We start from the raw sequence: 17061 nt of genomic DNA, 5'->3' as shown, positions 1-17061 counted from the left end.
GGTCCGCTACTCCCCCATGGGGGCGACGGCCCGCTGGTAGAGATGCCAGGTGGTGTGCCCCAGGATCGGCAAGGTGAAGATCAGGCCGAGAAACGCCGGAACCAGCGACAACAGCATGGTAATCGAGATGATCGCCGCCCAGGAGAGCATCACCACCGGGTTCTCCGTCACGACGCGGATGGAGGTGAGCATGCCCGAGATGAAGTCGATCTCCCGTTCCAGCAGCAGCGGCATGGCGACCACGGTGACAGTGAACAGGACAGCCGACAGAAACGCCCCGACACAGGTTCCGATGGCGAGGAAGGTCCAGCCTTGCGAGGTGAAGAACACGATATGCAGAAAGCCGTCGAAATCCGAAAAGGAGGAATCCTGCAGGATGATCGCCAGCCACAGCCGCACCTGGTACATCCAGACCCAGAAGATGAAGAGCGTGACAAAGGCCATCCAGCCCATCTCGCGTTTGCGCTGCCGCGCCATGACCGTGAGGATCTCGGACCAGCCGAACCCCTCATCCCGCTGCATCCGGCGGGACATCTCGTAGAGGCCCGCCGCGGCAAAGGGGGCGACCAGCGGAAAGCCGATCACGGCGGGGATGATCATCCAGATCTTGCCCAGCCAGACCAGGCACCAGACAAGCAGGATCCCGAACACCGCATAGAAGAGGCCGAAAAACCCGCTCATGACCGGGCGCGCGAGAAAGTCCGCGAAACCGGCCTTGAGGGACGCCTTGATGTCCTCTGCCGTCAGGGTGTTGACCTCGGGCAACCCCTGCCCCCGCGGTGTGATCGGGGCCGATGGCGTCGTTCCGGTGGTCTTGGATGTCATGGCACACTCCTCCCAAAGCATGGCACCGCGCGGCGTTGTTCGACAAAGCCCCTGCGGGAGACCGGACATCCCTGTCTCACGGTCGAGTGTGCATAGGGACAGGCCTCAGAGCAAGTGCGGCCTGCATCCGACGCGGTGACCGGCTGCCATGGGCCCATGATGGGGTGGGCGCCCGCCTCGCTGCGCAAGGCGGGGCGCTATGCTTGGCCAGAGGCCCCCGCCCCGCCGGTCGCGCCCTGGACCCGCTGCGCCAGCATCCGCACCGCCGCATCGAAGAGTGCCGCATCCTCCTGCGCCCGCGCGGCGAGATGGGCTCCTTCGAGAAGCGGCAAGGTCGCGGCGGCCTCAAGCTCGGGGTCCCGGACCCCGGCAATCGTCCCGTCCTGCTGGCCCAGCGCAAAGACATCCGCGATCCAGCCCAGCATCATCTGACGGAACCGCTGAAGCTGCTCCAACACCTCGGTCGGCAGGCTGTCGCGGCTGGTCGAGAAAGACACGCAGAGACAAAGACGTCTGCCCTCATCCAGGGCGCGCCGGTAGAGATCGATCAGCGCGGTCAGGCGTGCGCCCCCCGTCGCGTGGGTCGCGTCGATCCCGGCGCAGGCGGTCTCGAGCTCCGCGTGGTACCGCGCCATCAGGGCGACGGCCAGGGCGGCCTTGCTCGGGAAATGGTGGTGAATGCTGGCCTTGCGGATACCCACATCGGCGGCGAGATCCGCATAGCTGAACCCGTCGAAGCCGCGCGCCCGCGCCGCACGTTCGGCAGAGACCAACAGGGCAGTTTTCGTGTCAGTGCGCATGGGTGCGGCTCCCGGATGTGGCATCCAGCTTGCCGAAGGCGATCTCTGCCGCTTCGAGCGCGCCCTCGAGATAGCCCCCGAATTGCGGCGCCATCTCGGTGCCAGCGAACTGCAGCCTGCCCTGCCACAGGCCGTCCAGGGCGCGGGGCGGGCCATAGCTCGGATGGGCATGGAGCGGCGCGTGATCCGCCTGCGTGGCCGTGAGCGGATCAAACGCCCAGTCCTTGACCAGCAGCTCTCGCGGCGTGGCCGCTTGCGCGCCGAACAACCGCTCCAGCTGCGCCAGCAGATGGGCGCGCAGAGCCGGTGCGTCGCGGCGCGCCTGGGGCGGCACACCGATGAACCCGAACAGCGCATAGGGACCGCCACGGTCCGGGGAGGCGTCGTGGATCTCGACCATCGGTCCCCGGCGGCTCATGGCGTCGCCGGACAGTCCCTGATCACGCCAGAAGGGCGTGTCATAGACCGCCACCGCCTTGGCCTGCCCCGCCATCCAGGTGGGCACGCCGCGCAGTGCCGCGTGCGCGTCCTCCGGCAGCGCAGGGGCATAGCGGATCCCCGCCGCCACACGGGGCGGCAGCGCGACCACGGCCTGGGCCGCGCTCAGGGTCTGCGCCGTGGACAGGGTCGCAACGATGCCCTCCGGCATCTGGTCCAGCGCGACAACCTGCGCCGACAGGCGCTTGCGCCCCGTCGGTAGGCGGCTGGCAAGCGCATCCGTCACCTCGACGAGCCCGCCCTTGATCCGCCAGGACCCTTCCATGGAGGCAAAGCCGCGCCCCCGTTGCACGCGTCCCTGTTCATCCTCGAAGGTCAGGATCCCGTCAGAGACCTGATCGAACCTCTCCAACCCCAAGCGGTCGATCAGGGCCGCGATGCGCGGCTGTCCCGGCCAGAACCAGGCGGGACCCATGTCGAACGCCCCTGCCCCGACGCGCTCGGTCAGAATGCGCCCGCCGAACCGGTCACGGGCCTCCACCAGCAGGTAGTCCCGGCCCTCGGCCTCCATCCGTTCGGCCAAGGCAAGACCGGAGAGCCCGCCGCCGATAATCAGGGTGGTCATCGGCTAGAACCCCTCGCTTGCGGGACGCAGATCCAGCTCATGCGTCCATGTGGATCTGGGTTGATGGGCCAGCTGCCAATAGGCCTCGGCAATATCGGCGGGCTGCATCATCTTGTCCGGCTCCAGGCCATGCCGGTCGCGGGATCTTGCGGTGTCGATGATGCCATCAAGGATCACGTGGCAGACATGCACACCAGCGGGCTGATACTCGCGCGCCAGGGATTGGGTCAGCCCCCGGAGCGCAAATTTGCCACTGGCAAAGGCCGAGAAGCGCGCCCCACCCCGGAGCGAGGCCGTGGCTCCGGAAACGAGGAACGCCCCGCCCCCGGTCTGGGCCATGGACGGCAGCGTAGCCTGAGCCAGCACGATGGCCGTCTGCACCATGGAGCTCCAGCAGCGTTGGTGGTCTTCCAGCGTGGTGTAGGCGAAGGGTGCGATCACAAGCTCCGCAGTGTTATGCACCACGATCGCAGGCGGACCGTGCTCGGCCATAAGCTCAGCGATCACCGGCGCGACGGCTGTCGGATCTGCGAGGTCGAGCGCGTGGAACGCCCCGGTGGTCTGATCCGGCTGCGTGCGCCCGAGACCAACCGGGGTGAGCCCGCCGGCGGCAAAGCGCGCCAGCAGCGCCTGCCCCAATCCCGGCCCCGCCCCGGCAACGAGCGCCAGTCGGTTCTGCGCCGCCATCAGACGGCCGGCGGCTTGGCGTGGCGTAAATGACCGGTTTTCATCCAGACCTTTGCGCCCTGCGGTCCTGCCTTGGCGACCAGAGGCTGCCCCTCGGGTAGGCGCAGCCAGCCGCCTTTGCCAAGCGCATCCCCGCCCTCGGTCAGGCTGCCCGCGATCACCAGAAGTTCGAGGCCGCCCTCCGCCGCATCGCGCAATGTCGCGCTCGGATCGAGATGGCTATAGCTGACAATTTCCCGCGGATCCTCGTGGAGGATCGCACGCGCAACGCCGTCTACCGGTGCCCCGAGCTCATCCGCCATGGATTTCCGAAACTGGGTGCGATCAGCCATGTCGAACTGCCAGAGCTTGACGAAAATGGTGCACCCCGCATCGGACCCGGGCGTATGGGCGCTGGTCGGTGGGTTGCGCACATAGGTGCCTTCGGGAAAATCGCCATGCTCATCCTGAAACACGCCATCCAGCACGATGAATTCCTCGCCACCCGTATGGGTGTGGGCGGAAAACTTGCTGTTGGGCGCGTAACGCACAATGGTCGTGGCCCGCGCAACCTCGCCGCCGATACGGTCCAGCATGCGCCGGTCGACGCCCGGCATCGGCGAGGCCGCCCAGTCCAGCTGATCGGAGTGGATGACCACGCGCTGCGAAAAATCTGCGTTCAATTCCATGGCCCTGACCTTTCGACATGGCGTTTCATCTGTCTGCACCGCCCTGCTCCGGTACGCGGCTGTCTTGCCTGCACCGCGCAGGGCGTCGAAACGGCGTCGGTGGCATCAGCGATGCTGGCAAGCGGTCGAACCCCATGCGGATCCGCCCCAGCACGTGCACCCCGGGTTTCAACTCGAATTGTTTCTCCGCCTCAGCTGAACTCTACCTACCATTAGGTAGAGGTTCGGTGCAACTTGGTTTCGAGGCATCTGGCCGGCTTTCAAAGGCATGTGAGCCGCGGCTCGGCATCGGGGCGGTGGAATTGTCCCCGTCATCTGCCCCGTCGGCACATGCGGGGTGTCACGACATGCCCGGACAGGCGTTTGGAGCGCGTCCACACAGTCCCCCCGCAGGTCGATGAGCCCTCGGAGCGGCGACGCGCCGCCAATCTATGAGCCCACCGGACATGATTTCGATCACTGCCCGGCAGGGCATCACGCAACACTGTCTCAAGAGGGGCGATTGTAGCGACGCTTGTCGTGCTGCGCGGCGGCCTTCACGCTGCGTCCTGTCGGGGATACACGCGCGTACCCCTCTGTCATTCAGGTCATCAGAATCCTCTGGGAACCTTCATCGCGCTTACGTGGCGAGCGGCGAGTTGAGCTCTTCGTTGTTCTGGCGAGAAAACGGGTTCGCATTTCAGCTCTTCGGCAAGCTGATCAAACGTCAAGACTTGGCTGCCAGGCGCGTTTGGTGCTTTTGGGTTTTCTCCCGGGCCGTGCGGGATGCCTTGCCAGCGCATGAAAACAAAAGCGATGGAGGCGCCAGCTGGGTCCAGCCAGTTTTCAAATCCGGGATCTTCCGCGCTGATTACGAAGCGGTACTTGCCATCCTCGCTTTGATACGCCTGTTTCGTCGTCAGGCTCGTTTGCCGGCGGCGGAAATCAAGGGCGTTGAACCAGAGATCGCCGAGTTGGATGCCCTGATACCGCGCGTCGGATTCCTCCACGGTGATGAGGATTGCCGTGTCAGGGCGCATCCGGAAATGACCAGCGGAATTGTACTGCCCCGGCAAGCCTTGCCCGGTCTTGCGCGGCGCACTGATGTGATTGGCAGGCAGATTGACCCTGAGTTGCTCGACGAATTTTATCCAACCCGTCGTTGAGCCGGTGAGATAGCGCGCCGCCCGTTCGTATTGCAGGTCCACAAGCTCAGGGGTTGGAAGAGGGTTTCTTTTGCCCACAGTGTCCAAGCGTTCGATCCGCCACGTGCCGCCCGTCTCTGTGTTCCAGTCCATCAGGCTTTCTCTGATCAGGACGCTGTTTGCGCACAGCCCTCCCTTGGTGTTGCAAAGCCAGTTTTCCCCGCGCTTGAGGTCACAGGGCTGGGTGTCACTGATGAGGATGGTGAATTCGCCGTTCCGTTTGACCGACAAGGCACTCAGGTCAAGCTCGCTGACCGGGATCGGGCTCGTAAGGTCTGGATCAAAGCCTGGTTCACCTGCGCCCACTTGGATCTGCAGGTCAGCGCTGGTTCCCCGTTTGCCGGAGATCACGTAGCTTCCGGGCGTTTCGATACTGGCCAGGAAATAGAGGTTGTCAGGGTTCACAAAGCCAAACTGGTTGTGCTTATCAAGCCGGGCAAACTCGGGGAAACAGGGGTCATGCAGGACAAATCCCTGATCCAGCGCGGCGGCGATCTGGTGCTTGAGCTGTCGTTCGGCGGCTGCTTGCTCCAAGTCCGGATTGGCACTGTATTGCAGCCACGGTGCCAGCGACATGGTCTGCCTTGCCTGTTCGATGGCGCGTGCAAACCGTTGCGAGCCAAATGTCTTGGAAAGGGCCTGTGGCCATGCTCTCGCTGCGTTGTCCGTGCGGGATTGGTCCGGAGTGAACAGCGCAACCGGGTCGCCAAACCCGCCGCTGTCCTCGATCAAATCATTCGATGTCTTTGCCATGTCTTTTGCCTTTGTGCGTTGGTGTTTGCGGATCGACCAGCAGGCCGGATCGCTCAAAGGTCGTGCGAGTGCCGCGAACGGTTCAAAAAAACTTCGGCGTTGGACGCCCTTACTTGCCGAGGGACGATTACGTGCCCTTCAAGCCTTGTTCCGGATCATTTTAAGCGTCTCATCCGCGGACCGTTCCGGCCTTTCATCGCATCGCTCCTGCTGCATCGGCGGCGCGCGCGATATCCGCCATGGGCGCAGGTACTCGTCGCAGGGCGGACGAGATGTTTGCGGATCAAGGCCGCCCCGGGTCATCGACTTTCGGCGCCATGATTGCAGTTTGTCTTGAAGCCGCTAGGCTTGGCGCATCGGAGCATGTCGGGTCGAACGAATGCTCATCCATCTCTTATCTTGCAGCAAGGGACGCGCTGACTGATGCCAAGACTGATTACCGAATTCGGGATTGGGACCTCCCTGCGGCGCGGTGACTATACGGAGGCCGTGAAACGCGGCATCAAGGACGCCCTGTGGCACAACTCCATCAACCTCGCGGAGCTTTTCGGGTTCGAGAAAACCGATATGCGGATCCGCGTCGATGTGGGGGTGCAGAACCCGGGCGCTGTGGAGATCGCAGAGCTCGAAAAGGTCTTTCCCTACGGCCAGACGGAGTTTCACGTCACTACGGGAGGGCTCGACATCCCGCGCCCCGAGGGCTCGGGCAATCCTACGATCATCGCCAATGTCGCCCTCTCGGTCAGTTTTGACATGGAGCGCGCGCAATGAGTGAACAGCGTTTCATCATCGAAATGGGCATGGGCAACGACCAGTACGGGCAGGACTATACGAAAGCGGCCGCGCGCGCGATTGAAGACGCCATCCGCCATTCTGCCCTGCCGATCTTCGAGACCGTGGGCCTGTCTCACGACCAGATGCGGGTTCAGGTGACCGTCGGCATTCAGGAGCCCGAGGCCGTGGACTGCGAGGCTTTGACAACGAAGCTCCCAAGGGGGCGGGTCACGGTTCGCGCCGTGAAGGGCGGGCTCAACGTCCCCAACCCCGAGACGGGCGGCCTGATCGTGATCGCCAGCGCCTCCGTGGAGGCCTTCTTGCCAAGACAGGACGGGTGGGTCCGACAAGGCCAGGCTGGCTGAGGGGCGCCCTTTGAAGCGCTCGACCCCACGCGTTTCCAGCGCCATCTAGCGCCGCCCCCACCGCACTCAGCATCGACAGGCGCATGGTCCCGGATCCCAGCCGCGATCCGATGGCCGCCGCGTTCGGCGCGCGGTTTTCAACACGAGCCCGCATGCCATCGATCGTCACTCCACTCAGCCACCTCTTTTCCACTTGGGGTCCGATGGCCGCATAGGTGAGCAAGCTGCCCCTGCAGGCGAGAGAGCTTGTCGGCAAACAGGCATCGTCGCTGCGCGCCACGCGCCTGCCAAAGGGCCGAACCGGCCTCAAGGGTCAGAACTGGCCCGGCAACGCCGCACCCCAGAAAAAATTGCAAAAACTTTTGAACCGTTCCGCGCGCTCTCGCGACCACCGCACACTTGGCCGGCTCCATGCGCAGAAGAGCGCCTCTGAGAGGTCGGCGGGCATGTGTTGAGGACAATACCAGAACGGAGACCCCAATGTCTTATCTTACACTTTTCCAGCTTATTTTCGGCTCTTTCAAAGGCGATCACATCCTCGGATCCGACGGCAAGGACATTGCCTTTGGGTTGTTCGGCGATGACAAGATCTCTGGCGGCGCAGAGGCCGACAGCCTCTTTGGCGGATATGGCGCCGATGTGGTGATCGGCAATACCGGCAACGATCAGATGTTCGGCAGCGCGGGTGATGACCTGCTGGTCTGGAACAACGGGGACGGTTCGGACCTGATGAATGGCGGGGATGGCACGGACCGCCAGCAAGTGAATTTTGACACCGACCTCGTGAATACCGATCTGCAAAACGACGATGTGGCGGCCTTCACCACGACGGAAAACGGGATCCAGTTCGCCCGGATCGAGGTGAACGGCCAGACCGAGCGGGGTCTGTTCCAACTCGATATCCGCGAAACCGAGGTGCAGGAGACGAATTTTGGCGGTGGCAAGGACACCGCGATCATCGGCGACGGGGTGCTCGACGCGATTCAGCTGCAGCTCTATGGCGGCGCAGGCATCGACACGCTCGATTTCAGCGGCATCACCAGCAACGTCTCGGTCAATCTCGACAGCGGCGCTTTTGTCGACAACGTGTTCTTCGCGAATGGCGTCATTGCGCCCGAAGACTTCGAAGGTCTGGACCTCGGACCTGCGGTCGAAACCTCAAAAGCAATCGGGTTCGAGAACGTGATCGGCACCGAGGGCGGCGACCAGATCATCGGCAACGACGCGGATAACGTGATCTCCGGCGGGAGCGGCGATGACCGGATCCTGGGCGGCGATGGAGACGACACCCTGATCGGCAACAAGGGCGGCGATACGGTTCATGGCGACGCCGGGGACGACACGATCATCTGGAACAACGGGGACGGCTCGGACCTGTTCGACGGGGGCGCGGATGAGGACCGGGTTCAAGTCAATTTCGATACAGATCTCGTGAATACGGACCTGCAGAACAAGGATGTGGCAACCTTTGCGACCACCGCCGAGGGTGTGCAATTCGCCCGTATCGAGGTCAATGACCAGTCGGTGAACGGGCTCTTCCAGCTCGACATCCGCAATACCGAAACGCTCGAGACCAATTTCGGCGGCGGCGATGACACCGCAGTCCTCGAGGGCGATGTGGTGAACGCGATCACGCTGGACCTCGACGGCGGTGCGGGTGTCGACACGCTCGACCTTGGTGCCGCCTCCGGCCCGGTCAGTGTGGACCTTGCCACCGGGGTGATCGAGATCGACAACGGCCCGGGTCCGGACGGTCGCGCCATCAATTTCGAAAACGTCACCGGCACGGCCAGCAATGACGTCCTGACCGGAAATGACGCGGACAACGTGATCCGCGGCGGGTCGGGCGACGACACCATGAGCGGGGGCGAAGGGGCGGATACGTTCGTCTTCTTTCAGGAGGACGCAGGCGTCGATGTGATCCTCGATTTCGAAGTCGGCATCGACCAGCTGGCCTTCTTTACCAACGACCCGGATGTGACCGAGGCCAACCTCTTGGACAGCCTGTCCCAGACGGGCGATGACGTGGAACTGGCGCTGAACAACAAGCTCATCACCTTCGAGGATGTTGAGGTCGCCGACTTCACCGCCGACATGTTCCTGATCGCCTGACCGAACCCGGGTTCGATCCTCACCCCCGCCCTGCCGGCGGGGGTTCATTCCAGAACAACACGCGGCAGCAATGCCGCGTCAGCCCCCGCAGACGCCTTCGGCCTTGGCCAGACCAAAGCCGAAGGTCGGATCACGGCCCGACGCGCCCAACTCGGCGCTGGTGCGGGCCAGCAGGGCGCGCACCTCGTCCGTGTTTCGTGCTGCCACCACGTCGGGATCGGCGGCGAGCCGGGCGGTGACAAACGGGGTCGCGATCGAGGTACCGGTCACGAACCGTGCCCCTCCGGCTCCGCGGATCCGGACATCGACCCCCGGGGCGGCCACGTCCACATGGGGCCCGCGCACCGCATTCCGGTAGACCCGCCGGTCCACATCGACGGCTGTCACAGCAATCGCATTGTCGAAGCCTGCCGGATACATCGGCTCAACGGCCGGGCCATCATTCCCCACAGCCGCCACCAGAATCAGCCCGCGCGCGCTGGCCCGCGCCACGGCAAGATCCAAGAGCTTGTTGTAAGGGCCCGCCAACGCGAGATTGACCAGCCGAACCTCCTCGGTTGCCAGCCAGTCGAGCGCGCGGACCAGCGCCTCCGCCCCGGTCACGAGGTCCCCGCCCCCCGAGCCACCGAATACATTCGCGCTGTAGAGCGTGACATCGCGCAACCGCGCCGGGTCTGCGAGGATCGAGGCGACATCCGTGCCGTGCTGGGGGTCTGCCGCCGGGCCGTTGAAGAACTGTCGCGTCTCGACCCGCACCCCCTCGAGGCTCGGCGTCAAGGGATCGATGGCAGTGTCGATCATCCCGATGGCCATCTGCGCCCGGCACGCCCCTTCGGTCCAGCCCATCAACCCATCGGCATAGTCGAGCCCCCGCACCGCGCCGGCCTGCTGCGGTCGATAGGCGTGGTTCAGGCCCACCGACGAGGACGGAACCGCCGCCTCCAGCGCGAAGATCGCCTCTTCTCCGGTGACCCCGTCGGGCATTCGGTAGGTCATCATCGTCAAGCCCAGCCCGGCAAGCCGCGTGACGCGCAGTTCGCGATAGCCCTCCGCCTCGGTCTCGGCGCGCATCTGCGCCACCCCTTGCGCATCGGGCAAGAGCGCGATCACCTGCCGTGGGTTCACGAGGTCCGGCGCATCCTGAGGCCCCGCGTCATCGAGCAGCGCAGCGCATCCGGCCAGCGCAAGCGCCGCGATCAGCAGGGCGAACCGCACGGCCCGAGACGATTGAACTGGCATGGCACTCTCCTGCTCGGCGACACTCTGTTGGGGACATCGACGCACCCCCGCGGTCAATGCCCTTCCGATCACAATAATTTTGAACCTTCGGCCCGGTTTGTGCGACAACCAATTTTAAACGGCAAAAAACGAGCGGAAAACCGTGGATCGCGAACAGTATATTCTCGACTATCTGCAGAACCGGATGCGCCCCGAGGCGCAATCCGCGTTCGAGGCTGAGATGACCCGCGATGCCGCGCTCGCGGCTGAGGTCGACCTGTTGCGCAAGGTCCAGACAGAACTGGCCAACGAACCGGAGCATCGCGAAGCCGAGGCCGTATGGGATCGGATCGCCGCACAGATTGAGATGCCGACACCCGCCAACGAGAACCGCCGCCCCTGGGCCCAGGCGTTGCGCTACGCGGCGGTGGCCGTGCTGGCAATCGCCGTCTGGCAGGTCACGCTCGCCCCACGCTTCCTCCAAGGCGAGGGCAATTTCCGCACGGCCAGCGATACTCAGGTCGAGGCCGCGTTGCAGGTCCGCTTTGCCGAAACCGCAACCTTGGTGGAGATCGCCGAGGCACTCATGCCTCTCGGCGGCACTATCACCGACGGGCCCACGGCGCTCGGGTTTGTGCAGTTGTCCTTCACGGATGCCGACGCCGCGGCGGCCGCGCGGCAGGCGCTTGCCGCGCGGCCCGACCTTGTGGAGCTGATCGCGGATTAGCGCGCTTTCCGCAGCCCCGTTTCAAGACATCGCATCAGCGCTTGCTTGGCATGGAAGATCCGCGTCTTGATCGTGCCCACGGGCACATCTTCGACCTCGGCCACTTCCGGATAGGTCAACTCCTCGAAAAACGCGAGCCGGATCGCCGCGCTATGCGGTCCGGATAGCCCCTCGAGACAGCGATGAAGCCGCCCGCGCTCCGCTGCCGCGATGGCCGCTGCCTCCGGGCTAGGGGCCGGATCTTCGGTCTCGGGCACGTCCTCGACATAGGACATACGGCCACGTTTCCGCAGAGCATCAACGAGCTTGTTGCGCGCAATGGCGAAAAGCCAGGTCCGCACCGAGGACCGCTCGGCGAACCTGTCGGCAGTGCGCCAGACCTCCATCATCGTATCGTGGACACAGTCCGAGGCCAGTTCCGCATTTTTCGCGCGCGACATCGCAAAGGCGTAAACCGCCCCGTTATACCTCTCGTAGAGACTGCGCATCGCCCGGGTGTCGCCCCGCCCGATCCGCCGAATGAGCTCGAAATCGTCCAAGGCCCCTCACGCGCTTGCCGACGCAGTATCCGCCGCACCAACACTGGCATCCCACACCATCGTGTTCAACGCGACGTTGCATCATTTGGACCGGTAATGAAGGCCCACTGGCCTGCTTTAGACGCGGGCGGCGAGGTCAAGTTGGTCCGCAAGATCATAGAAATGGCTTGGGGTAAGGCCTTATTGAATTACGTCGGCCGCAGATGATGACCGCCGCGCATGCGAGCCTCGAAGGTTCTTCCACTGGCGACCGCTCGGATCGCTCTGTTTGGCGACAAACGCGAAACGACTTCAGTGAAACCTATGGGCAGGACCCGCTGATTTCCCCCTGGCGGCGAGTTTCACGGCTCGGAAACCGAGCGGTAAACATGTCTGGTCTTTTCTGACTGACCTAGTCTTCCCTCACTGGATTGGTCCTCCGCTATGTTTAGGAAAACGGAGGAAACACATGGCACAGAAGCGTCCAAAGCCCGAGGGGATTGTCACGACGTTACGGCAGGTTGAGGTCCTGGTGGGCAAGCTATGCCGCGTCAGGTCGCGATCCGGCAGATTGGCGTGACTGAACAGACCTACTACCGTTGGAAGAAGAAGTACGGTGGAATGGGCACGGACCAATTGAACGAGCTCAGGCGCCTCCAGAAAGAGAACGAACGGCTTCGAAAAGCTGTTTCAGCTCTGATGCTGGACAAACTGATGTTGGCCGAAGCTGCAAAGGGAAACTTCTAAGCCCCACTCGCCGCCGCGCTTGCACTGATCGTGTTCGCGGTGAGTTGAAGGTCTCGGAACGCCGGGCATGTCGTGTTCTGAGACAGCACCGATCCACGCAACGCAGAGTACCGGTTGGACGTCCTGACGAAGACCTGTTGGTGGCCGACATAATCGAACTGGCCAAGCAATATGGCCGTGACGGTTATCGTCGGGTCGCGGCTTTGCTGCGAGACGCGGGTTGGCGAGTGAATGACAAGCGTGACGACCGTGGCGACGAGAGGGCTGGAAGTACCAATGAAACGGCCAAAGAAAGGCCGATTGTGGCTGAACGACGGTTCTTGCGTTCGGCTAAGATCAGAGCGTCGCAACCACGTTTGGAGTTACGACTTCGCGCATTGCTGGACCAATGATGGGAACGCGTTTCGGACGCCGAACATCATCGACGCGTATACCCGGGAATGCTTGGCGATCCGTGTTGATAGAAGGCTGAACTCGGGCAACGTGATCGAGGTCTTGAGTAACCTGTTCATCCTGCGAGGCGTGCCGTCGTTCATTCGGTCTGGCAACGGGCCAGAGTTCGTCGCCCAAGCGGTCCAGGACTGGATCAAGGCGGTTGGCGCAAAGACCGCATACATCGAACCCGGCTCCCCATAGGAAAACGGATACTGTGAGAGCTTCAATGCCAGGTTCCGCGATGAGTTCTTGGACGGTAAAATCTATTACAGCCCGCGCGAAGCCCAAATCCTGATCGCGCAATGGAGGAATCACGACAACACGAAACAACCACACAGAGCTCTGGGCTACCGCCCACCGGTTCCGGAAACCATCGCCCAGGTAGACCCACGCCCGATCGTGCACCAACAACCAAAACGGACCACTCAGGTGGAGCTGAGCACATTGGCTTTTACCTTTTTTGGGTAGTCGGTTGCGCATGTACCCGGACTAGGCCCCGTGCCAATGAGCGGGGGACGGCCGTCCAGACCGAAAAACATGGACGTGGTGCGGGCGCAGGCGTAGCCGTGCCACGGTTCCGAGGCTTTCGCCCGAAGTTACAACGCGGGGCTTGGTCTTGACGGGGGATGGGGCTGCAAAGCCCCCAAACAAGGAAGAGACGTCAGCCGTTCACCGCTGGCCAAGGGCGCGCGAGGGATGGAAGCCGCATGGCCGAGACCACTTGCGGGCTCGGTTTACGACAGCCCGACCTAACGGGTTGCGCTGAGATCAAGTATAGTGACGGAGTCGGAGCGGTTTGGAGCTGACTTCGGGGATTGCGGTCGCTATTTCACCTACGTCATCGGCAAAACGCAAGGGTACAGGGACGCCGTCGCCGTACATGCATGTGTTGAAATTGAGCATCGTGAGAGCAAGTATCTTGTTCACCACCTGCTCGATGAGCGTATCGCCGAAATCGATTTTGGCTTTTGTTGGCGTCGGGATTTCACAGCAAGGATAGGTCTTAAATTTTCGGCACGTAAACCGAACTTCATAGCAAAGCGTTCCTGCCATCGACTTTTAGTGCAAGGCCTCGCATAATCCCGCGTCGTCCCTCTTTTTGAAACAACTTTAGGCCATTGGGTCTCCGGATTTGAATGCCACAAACTATCGTGCTTTCGGGCGCACCCTCACGAAAACCTTCGATCTCTTCTCGATTGAAATTGGTCTTTCCATGAATGAACACTTCACGTGGAGGCGGGTCGTCGTGCCAGAGTTTGTAGCTATCGACACAGCGTCGGATGATATCAGCCGCTTGATCCTTAAGTAGATGAAATTCGCCAAGGCGTTCCGACGCCCATGACCCGACGGACTTCTTTCGGACGGCTGTGTTGCGCAACGGCAGGATGAGGGATTCATGTCGTGAATCCGGCGTGTTAGCTGACCTGCATGAGCAGACCCATCCCGCGGAGCTGCTAGACCAAGAACTGACCGGCTCACAACGAAGCGCTCAAGCAGCGCGGCTCCCTTGCGATCTGGTTTGATCCGGACATGGTCTGAGTGCCGCCGCCGGCCGGCTAGCGAGGTCGGCAGCCGCAGTATAGCGATGCCGCGATCCAGACGTGTCTGACGATGAACGTCCTCTTTGGAATGGCGCTCAGGCAGACAACAGGGTTCGTGAAGAGCCCGCTCCGCTTGGTCGGCCTGGACTGGGCCGTGCCGGATTTCAGCACTTTGAGCAGGCGCCACAAGGCCTTGGCTGTACGCATTCCCTACCGTGGCGCGCAGGGCCCGCTGAACCTTCTGATCGACAGCACCGGCATCAAAGCGCAGGGCGAAGGCGAGTGGTGTGCCCGCAAGCATGGCGGCGCGAAAGGCCGTCTCTGGCGTTCGATCCACATCGGGCTCGACGACCAGACGCTGGAGATCCGTGCCATCGAGATTACCGGAAGCAACGTCGGCGTCGCGCCCATGCTGCCAGAACTGCTCGGCCCGATCGCTGACGACGTACAGATCGGGTTGGTCACTGCAGACGGCGCCTACGACACGCGTAGATGCCACGACGCCGTCGCCGACCGTGGTGCCCATGCAGTTATTCCGCCACGCAAGAACGCCAAACCGTGGACGCCCTCAACAGCCGGCGCGATTGCCCGGAACGAGGCTCTACACACGTCCAAATACCTCGGCCCCGCGATCTGGCGAAAATGGAGCGGCTATCACCGCTGAAGCCGCGCCGAGACGAAGATGCACTGCGTGAGGCTGTTGCGGCAGAGCCTCATGGCACGGGATTTTGATCGTCAGGTTGCCGAACTACGGATCCGCGCCGCCGTGCTCAACGGCTACACCGCGCTCGGCATACCCGTCACCGAGCCCGCAGGATAACTATCTCTGGGGAAAGGGGAAATTCGGACTCTACGCACTTTGCGCAACAAAGCCGCGGGGCATGTTCAGGCCAAGAAGTGGAGAGTTTCGCTCCGTCGTGGCCATCATGAACCGCTGATTAGTTATGCGACCCATGAGCAAATCTTGCGGAACCTGAAAGAGGGTGCGCGTCCCATAGCAAGAGCTGACTTCTTTCCTGACTTCCCGCTATGCGGTCACGTTCATTGCGGCGCGTGCGGAAACGCGATGACAGGTGCTTGGTCCAAAGGCAAATACAAGCATTACGCATACTACCGCTGCGAATCACTCGGTTGCTCGCAAAAGAGCAAGTCTATCCCGAAAGCCAGACTTGAAGACGGCTTCGAGGATGTTCTCAAGAGCCTCCAACCGACTAAGCATTTGGTCGATCTGGCAATCGCCATGTTCAAAGACGCATGGAACGGTCGTCTGGAACTGGCCAAAGCGGATCGTGCTGAGTGGGCGCGCCAAGTGAAAGCTGCTGATGAGAGTAGCTTGGAACTCGTTGACCGTATGGTCGAGACCAAGAACACTGAGCTACTCCCCAATGTTTGGACAGTTTCCGGCGTGATCTAAGCTACTCTCTGCTCCTGCTGATCGGGTTGGGTTTCGTCTTTTCTCAGCCAATAGACCATGGCTGGCGGTTGGCCGCCAAGGGCGGAATGGGGGCGCTTGCGGTTGTAGAACTCGATCCATTTTCCGACACCCGCCGTCGCCTCTGATCCGGTTTCCCAAGCGTGCAGGTAGACGCATTCGTATTTGAGGCTTCGCCAGAGCCGTTCCACGAAGATGTTGTCGAGGAAGCGTCCCTTGCCATCCATCGAGATGCGCACGCCGGATCGCCGCAGCCGGTCGGTCCAGGCAAACGACGTGAACTGGCTGCCCTGGTCGGTGTTCATGATCTCGGGCGGGCCGAAGCGGTGGATCGCCTCGTTCAGCGCCTCGACGCAGAAGTCTGCTTCCAGCGTGTTGGATATGCGCCAGGCCAGCACCTTGCGGGTGTACCAGTCCATGACCGCCACCAGATACAGGAACCCACGCCGCATCGGCAGATAGGTGATATCTGCGGCCCAGACCTGGTTGGGCCGGGTCACCCGCAAACCGCGCAACAGATAGGGATACGTCTTGTGCCCCTTCGCCGCCTTGCTGGTGTTGGGCTTCTGGTAGATCGGCATGAGCCCCATCAGCCGCATCAATCGGCGGATACGCTTCTCGTTGACCAGATGTCCCTCGTTGCGCAGGTGCCAAGTCATCTGCCGGACACCGAAGAACGGTGTTTCCAGGAACTGCTCGTCGATCTGACGCATCAGCATCAGGTTCATCGCCGTCTCGCCCTTGGGCGTGTAGTAGAATGATGACCGCGAGATCGACAGCAGCCTGCACTGTTTGCCAATCGACAGATCGGTATTGGCTGGTTCAACCATCTTCCGCCTCACTTGCCGGTCCACGGTTTGAGCTTTCGTGACAGAAAATCATTGGCCACAGCCAGCTCCCCGATCTTGGCGTGCAGGTCCTTGACCTGTTCTTCGTCCACTTCCGGCGTCTTTCGGCCACCACGCTCGAGCACGCCAGACGCGCCTTCAAGCAGCGCACGCTTCCAGCTGTGGATCATCGTCGGGTGAACGCCAAACTGGCTTGCCAACTCAGCAACCGTCCGCTCGCCCTTCAATGCCTCAAGCGCAACTTTGGCCTTGAACTCAGGCGAATGGTTCTTCCGTTTCGACATCTCTGATCTCCTCTTCGTCGAAGATCAGCAGACAGCAATTCGTAGCTTACGTCAGTGTCCGAATTTCGGGGGGTAGCTCA

At 62.3% G+C, this 17061-nt stretch carries 16 protein-coding genes and 2 pseudogenes; 8 read left to right on the top strand and 10 right to left on the bottom strand.

From position 1 onward, the window contains the following. Positions 1 to 6: 6 nt before the first annotated feature. The 6 genes from ACP150_RS20070 to ACP150_RS20045 form a co-directional block, all read right to left on the bottom strand. The gene (locus ACP150_RS20070; RefSeq protein WP_424968480.1) at positions 7 to 825 is read right to left on the bottom strand and encodes a DUF2189 domain-containing protein; all 819 of its coding nucleotides are present in this window, start codon (positions 823 to 825) and stop codon (positions 7 to 9) included. Positions 826 to 1022: 197 nt separating this feature from the next. Continuing rightward, positions 1023 to 1625, bottom strand: a complete 603-nt coding sequence (locus tag ACP150_RS20065) for a TetR/AcrR family transcriptional regulator (protein WP_424968479.1) — start codon at positions 1623 to 1625, stop codon at positions 1023 to 1025. After that, the gene (locus tag ACP150_RS20060) at positions 1615 to 2688 is read right to left on the bottom strand and encodes a flavin monoamine oxidase family protein (protein WP_424968478.1); all 1074 of its coding nucleotides are present in this window, start codon (positions 2686 to 2688) and stop codon (positions 1615 to 1617) included. Before ACP150_RS20060 ends, ACP150_RS20065 begins: the two co-directional genes overlap by 11 nt. Before the next feature lie 3 nt (positions 2689 to 2691). Next, complete coding sequence (locus ACP150_RS20055) at positions 2692 to 3375, bottom strand: SDR family NAD(P)-dependent oxidoreductase (RefSeq protein ID WP_424968477.1); 684 nt, start codon at positions 3373 to 3375, stop codon at positions 2692 to 2694. Continuing rightward, entirely contained in the window at positions 3375 to 4043 is a 669-nt protein-coding gene (locus ACP150_RS20050) for a cupin domain-containing protein (protein WP_424968476.1), read from the bottom strand. Before ACP150_RS20050 ends, ACP150_RS20055 begins: the two co-directional genes overlap by 1 nt. A gap of 590 nt (positions 4044 to 4633) precedes the next feature. Further along, positions 4634 to 6037 (bottom strand): hypothetical protein, encoded by a 1404-nt coding sequence (locus tag ACP150_RS20045; protein WP_424968475.1) that lies wholly within the window; start codon positions 6035 to 6037, stop codon positions 4634 to 4636. Positions 6038 to 6403: 366 nt separating this feature from the next. Here ACP150_RS20045 and ACP150_RS20040 point away from each other — a divergent pair, with 366 nt between their 5' ends. The 4 genes from ACP150_RS20040 to ACP150_RS20025 all read left to right on the top strand — a co-directional run bounded on the left by ACP150_RS20040 (position 6404) and on the right by ACP150_RS20025 (position 9231). After that, a complete protein-coding gene (locus ACP150_RS20040; RefSeq protein WP_424968474.1) occupies positions 6404 to 6751 on the top strand; it encodes a Lin0512 family protein in 348 nt (115 codons plus the stop codon). Further along, entirely contained in the window at positions 6748 to 7119 is a 372-nt protein-coding gene (locus ACP150_RS20035) for a Lin0512 family protein (RefSeq protein ID WP_424968473.1), read from the top strand. The genes ACP150_RS20040 and ACP150_RS20035 overlap by 4 nt, the downstream gene beginning before the upstream one ends. A 215-nt stretch (positions 7120 to 7334) precedes the next feature. Further along, positions 7335 to 7574 (top strand): hypothetical protein, encoded by a 240-nt coding sequence (locus tag ACP150_RS20030; RefSeq protein WP_424968472.1) that lies wholly within the window; start codon positions 7335 to 7337, stop codon positions 7572 to 7574. 25 nt (positions 7575 to 7599) lie between these two features. Next, positions 7600 to 9231 (top strand): calcium-binding protein, encoded by a 1632-nt coding sequence (locus tag ACP150_RS20025; RefSeq protein WP_424968471.1) that lies wholly within the window; start codon positions 7600 to 7602, stop codon positions 9229 to 9231. Between the two features lie 78 nt (positions 9232 to 9309). Here ACP150_RS20025 and ACP150_RS20020 read toward each other — a convergent pair whose 3' ends face one another. After that, the gene (locus ACP150_RS20020; RefSeq protein WP_424968470.1) at positions 9310 to 10470 is read right to left on the bottom strand and encodes a S8 family serine peptidase; all 1161 of its coding nucleotides are present in this window, start codon (positions 10468 to 10470) and stop codon (positions 9310 to 9312) included. A 142-nt stretch (positions 10471 to 10612) separates the two neighbouring features. Between ACP150_RS20020 and ACP150_RS20015 the strand changes: the two genes are divergently transcribed. Then, the gene (locus ACP150_RS20015) at positions 10613 to 11176 is read left to right on the top strand and encodes a hypothetical protein (RefSeq protein WP_424968469.1); all 564 of its coding nucleotides are present in this window, start codon (positions 10613 to 10615) and stop codon (positions 11174 to 11176) included. Here the strand turns inward: ACP150_RS20015 and ACP150_RS20010 are convergent. After that, entirely contained in the window at positions 11173 to 11715 is a 543-nt protein-coding gene (locus ACP150_RS20010) for an RNA polymerase sigma factor (protein WP_424968468.1), read from the bottom strand. The two genes, ACP150_RS20015 and ACP150_RS20010, sit on opposite strands and share 4 nt — an antisense overlap. Positions 11716 to 12163: 448 nt before the next feature. Between ACP150_RS20010 and ACP150_RS20005 the strand changes: the two are divergent. Further along, a pseudogene (locus ACP150_RS20005) lies at positions 12164 to 13344 on the top strand (IS3 family transposase). Positions 13345 to 13644: 300 nt separating this feature from the next. Here the strand turns inward: ACP150_RS20005 and ACP150_RS20000 are convergent. Next, complete coding sequence (locus ACP150_RS20000; RefSeq protein ID WP_424968467.1) at positions 13645 to 13929, bottom strand: hypothetical protein; 285 nt, start codon at positions 13927 to 13929, stop codon at positions 13645 to 13647. Between the two features lie 375 nt (positions 13930 to 14304). On the opposite strand from ACP150_RS20000, the pseudogene ACP150_RS19995 reads away from it, so the two are divergent. After that, positions 14305 to 15237 (top strand): annotated as a pseudogene (locus ACP150_RS19995) (IS5 family transposase). A gap of 144 nt (positions 15238 to 15381) precedes the next feature. Then, positions 15382 to 15831 (top strand): zinc ribbon domain-containing protein, encoded by a 450-nt coding sequence (locus tag ACP150_RS19990; protein ID WP_424968466.1) that lies wholly within the window; start codon positions 15382 to 15384, stop codon positions 15829 to 15831. On the opposite strand, the gene ACP150_RS19985 is transcribed toward ACP150_RS19990, so the two are convergent. Then, positions 15828 to 16981, bottom strand: a protein-coding gene (locus ACP150_RS19985) for an IS3 family transposase (protein ID WP_424964469.1) whose coding sequence is annotated in 2 segments (ribosomal slippage) — positions 15828 to 16720 and positions 16720 to 16981 — 1155 coding nt in all. Because the reading frame shifts where the segments join, the coding sequence is not laid out codon by codon here. The two genes, ACP150_RS19990 and ACP150_RS19985, sit on opposite strands and share 4 nt — an antisense overlap. Positions 16982 to 17061 lie beyond the last annotated feature (80 nt).

Source organism: Dinoroseobacter sp. S375 (assembly GCF_049800775.1).
Classification (GTDB): domain Bacteria; phylum Pseudomonadota; class Alphaproteobacteria; order Rhodobacterales; family Rhodobacteraceae; genus Dinoroseobacter.
Note: the sequence above shows the minus strand (reverse complement) of the source record. Positions and strands in the feature narration are given on the sequence as shown.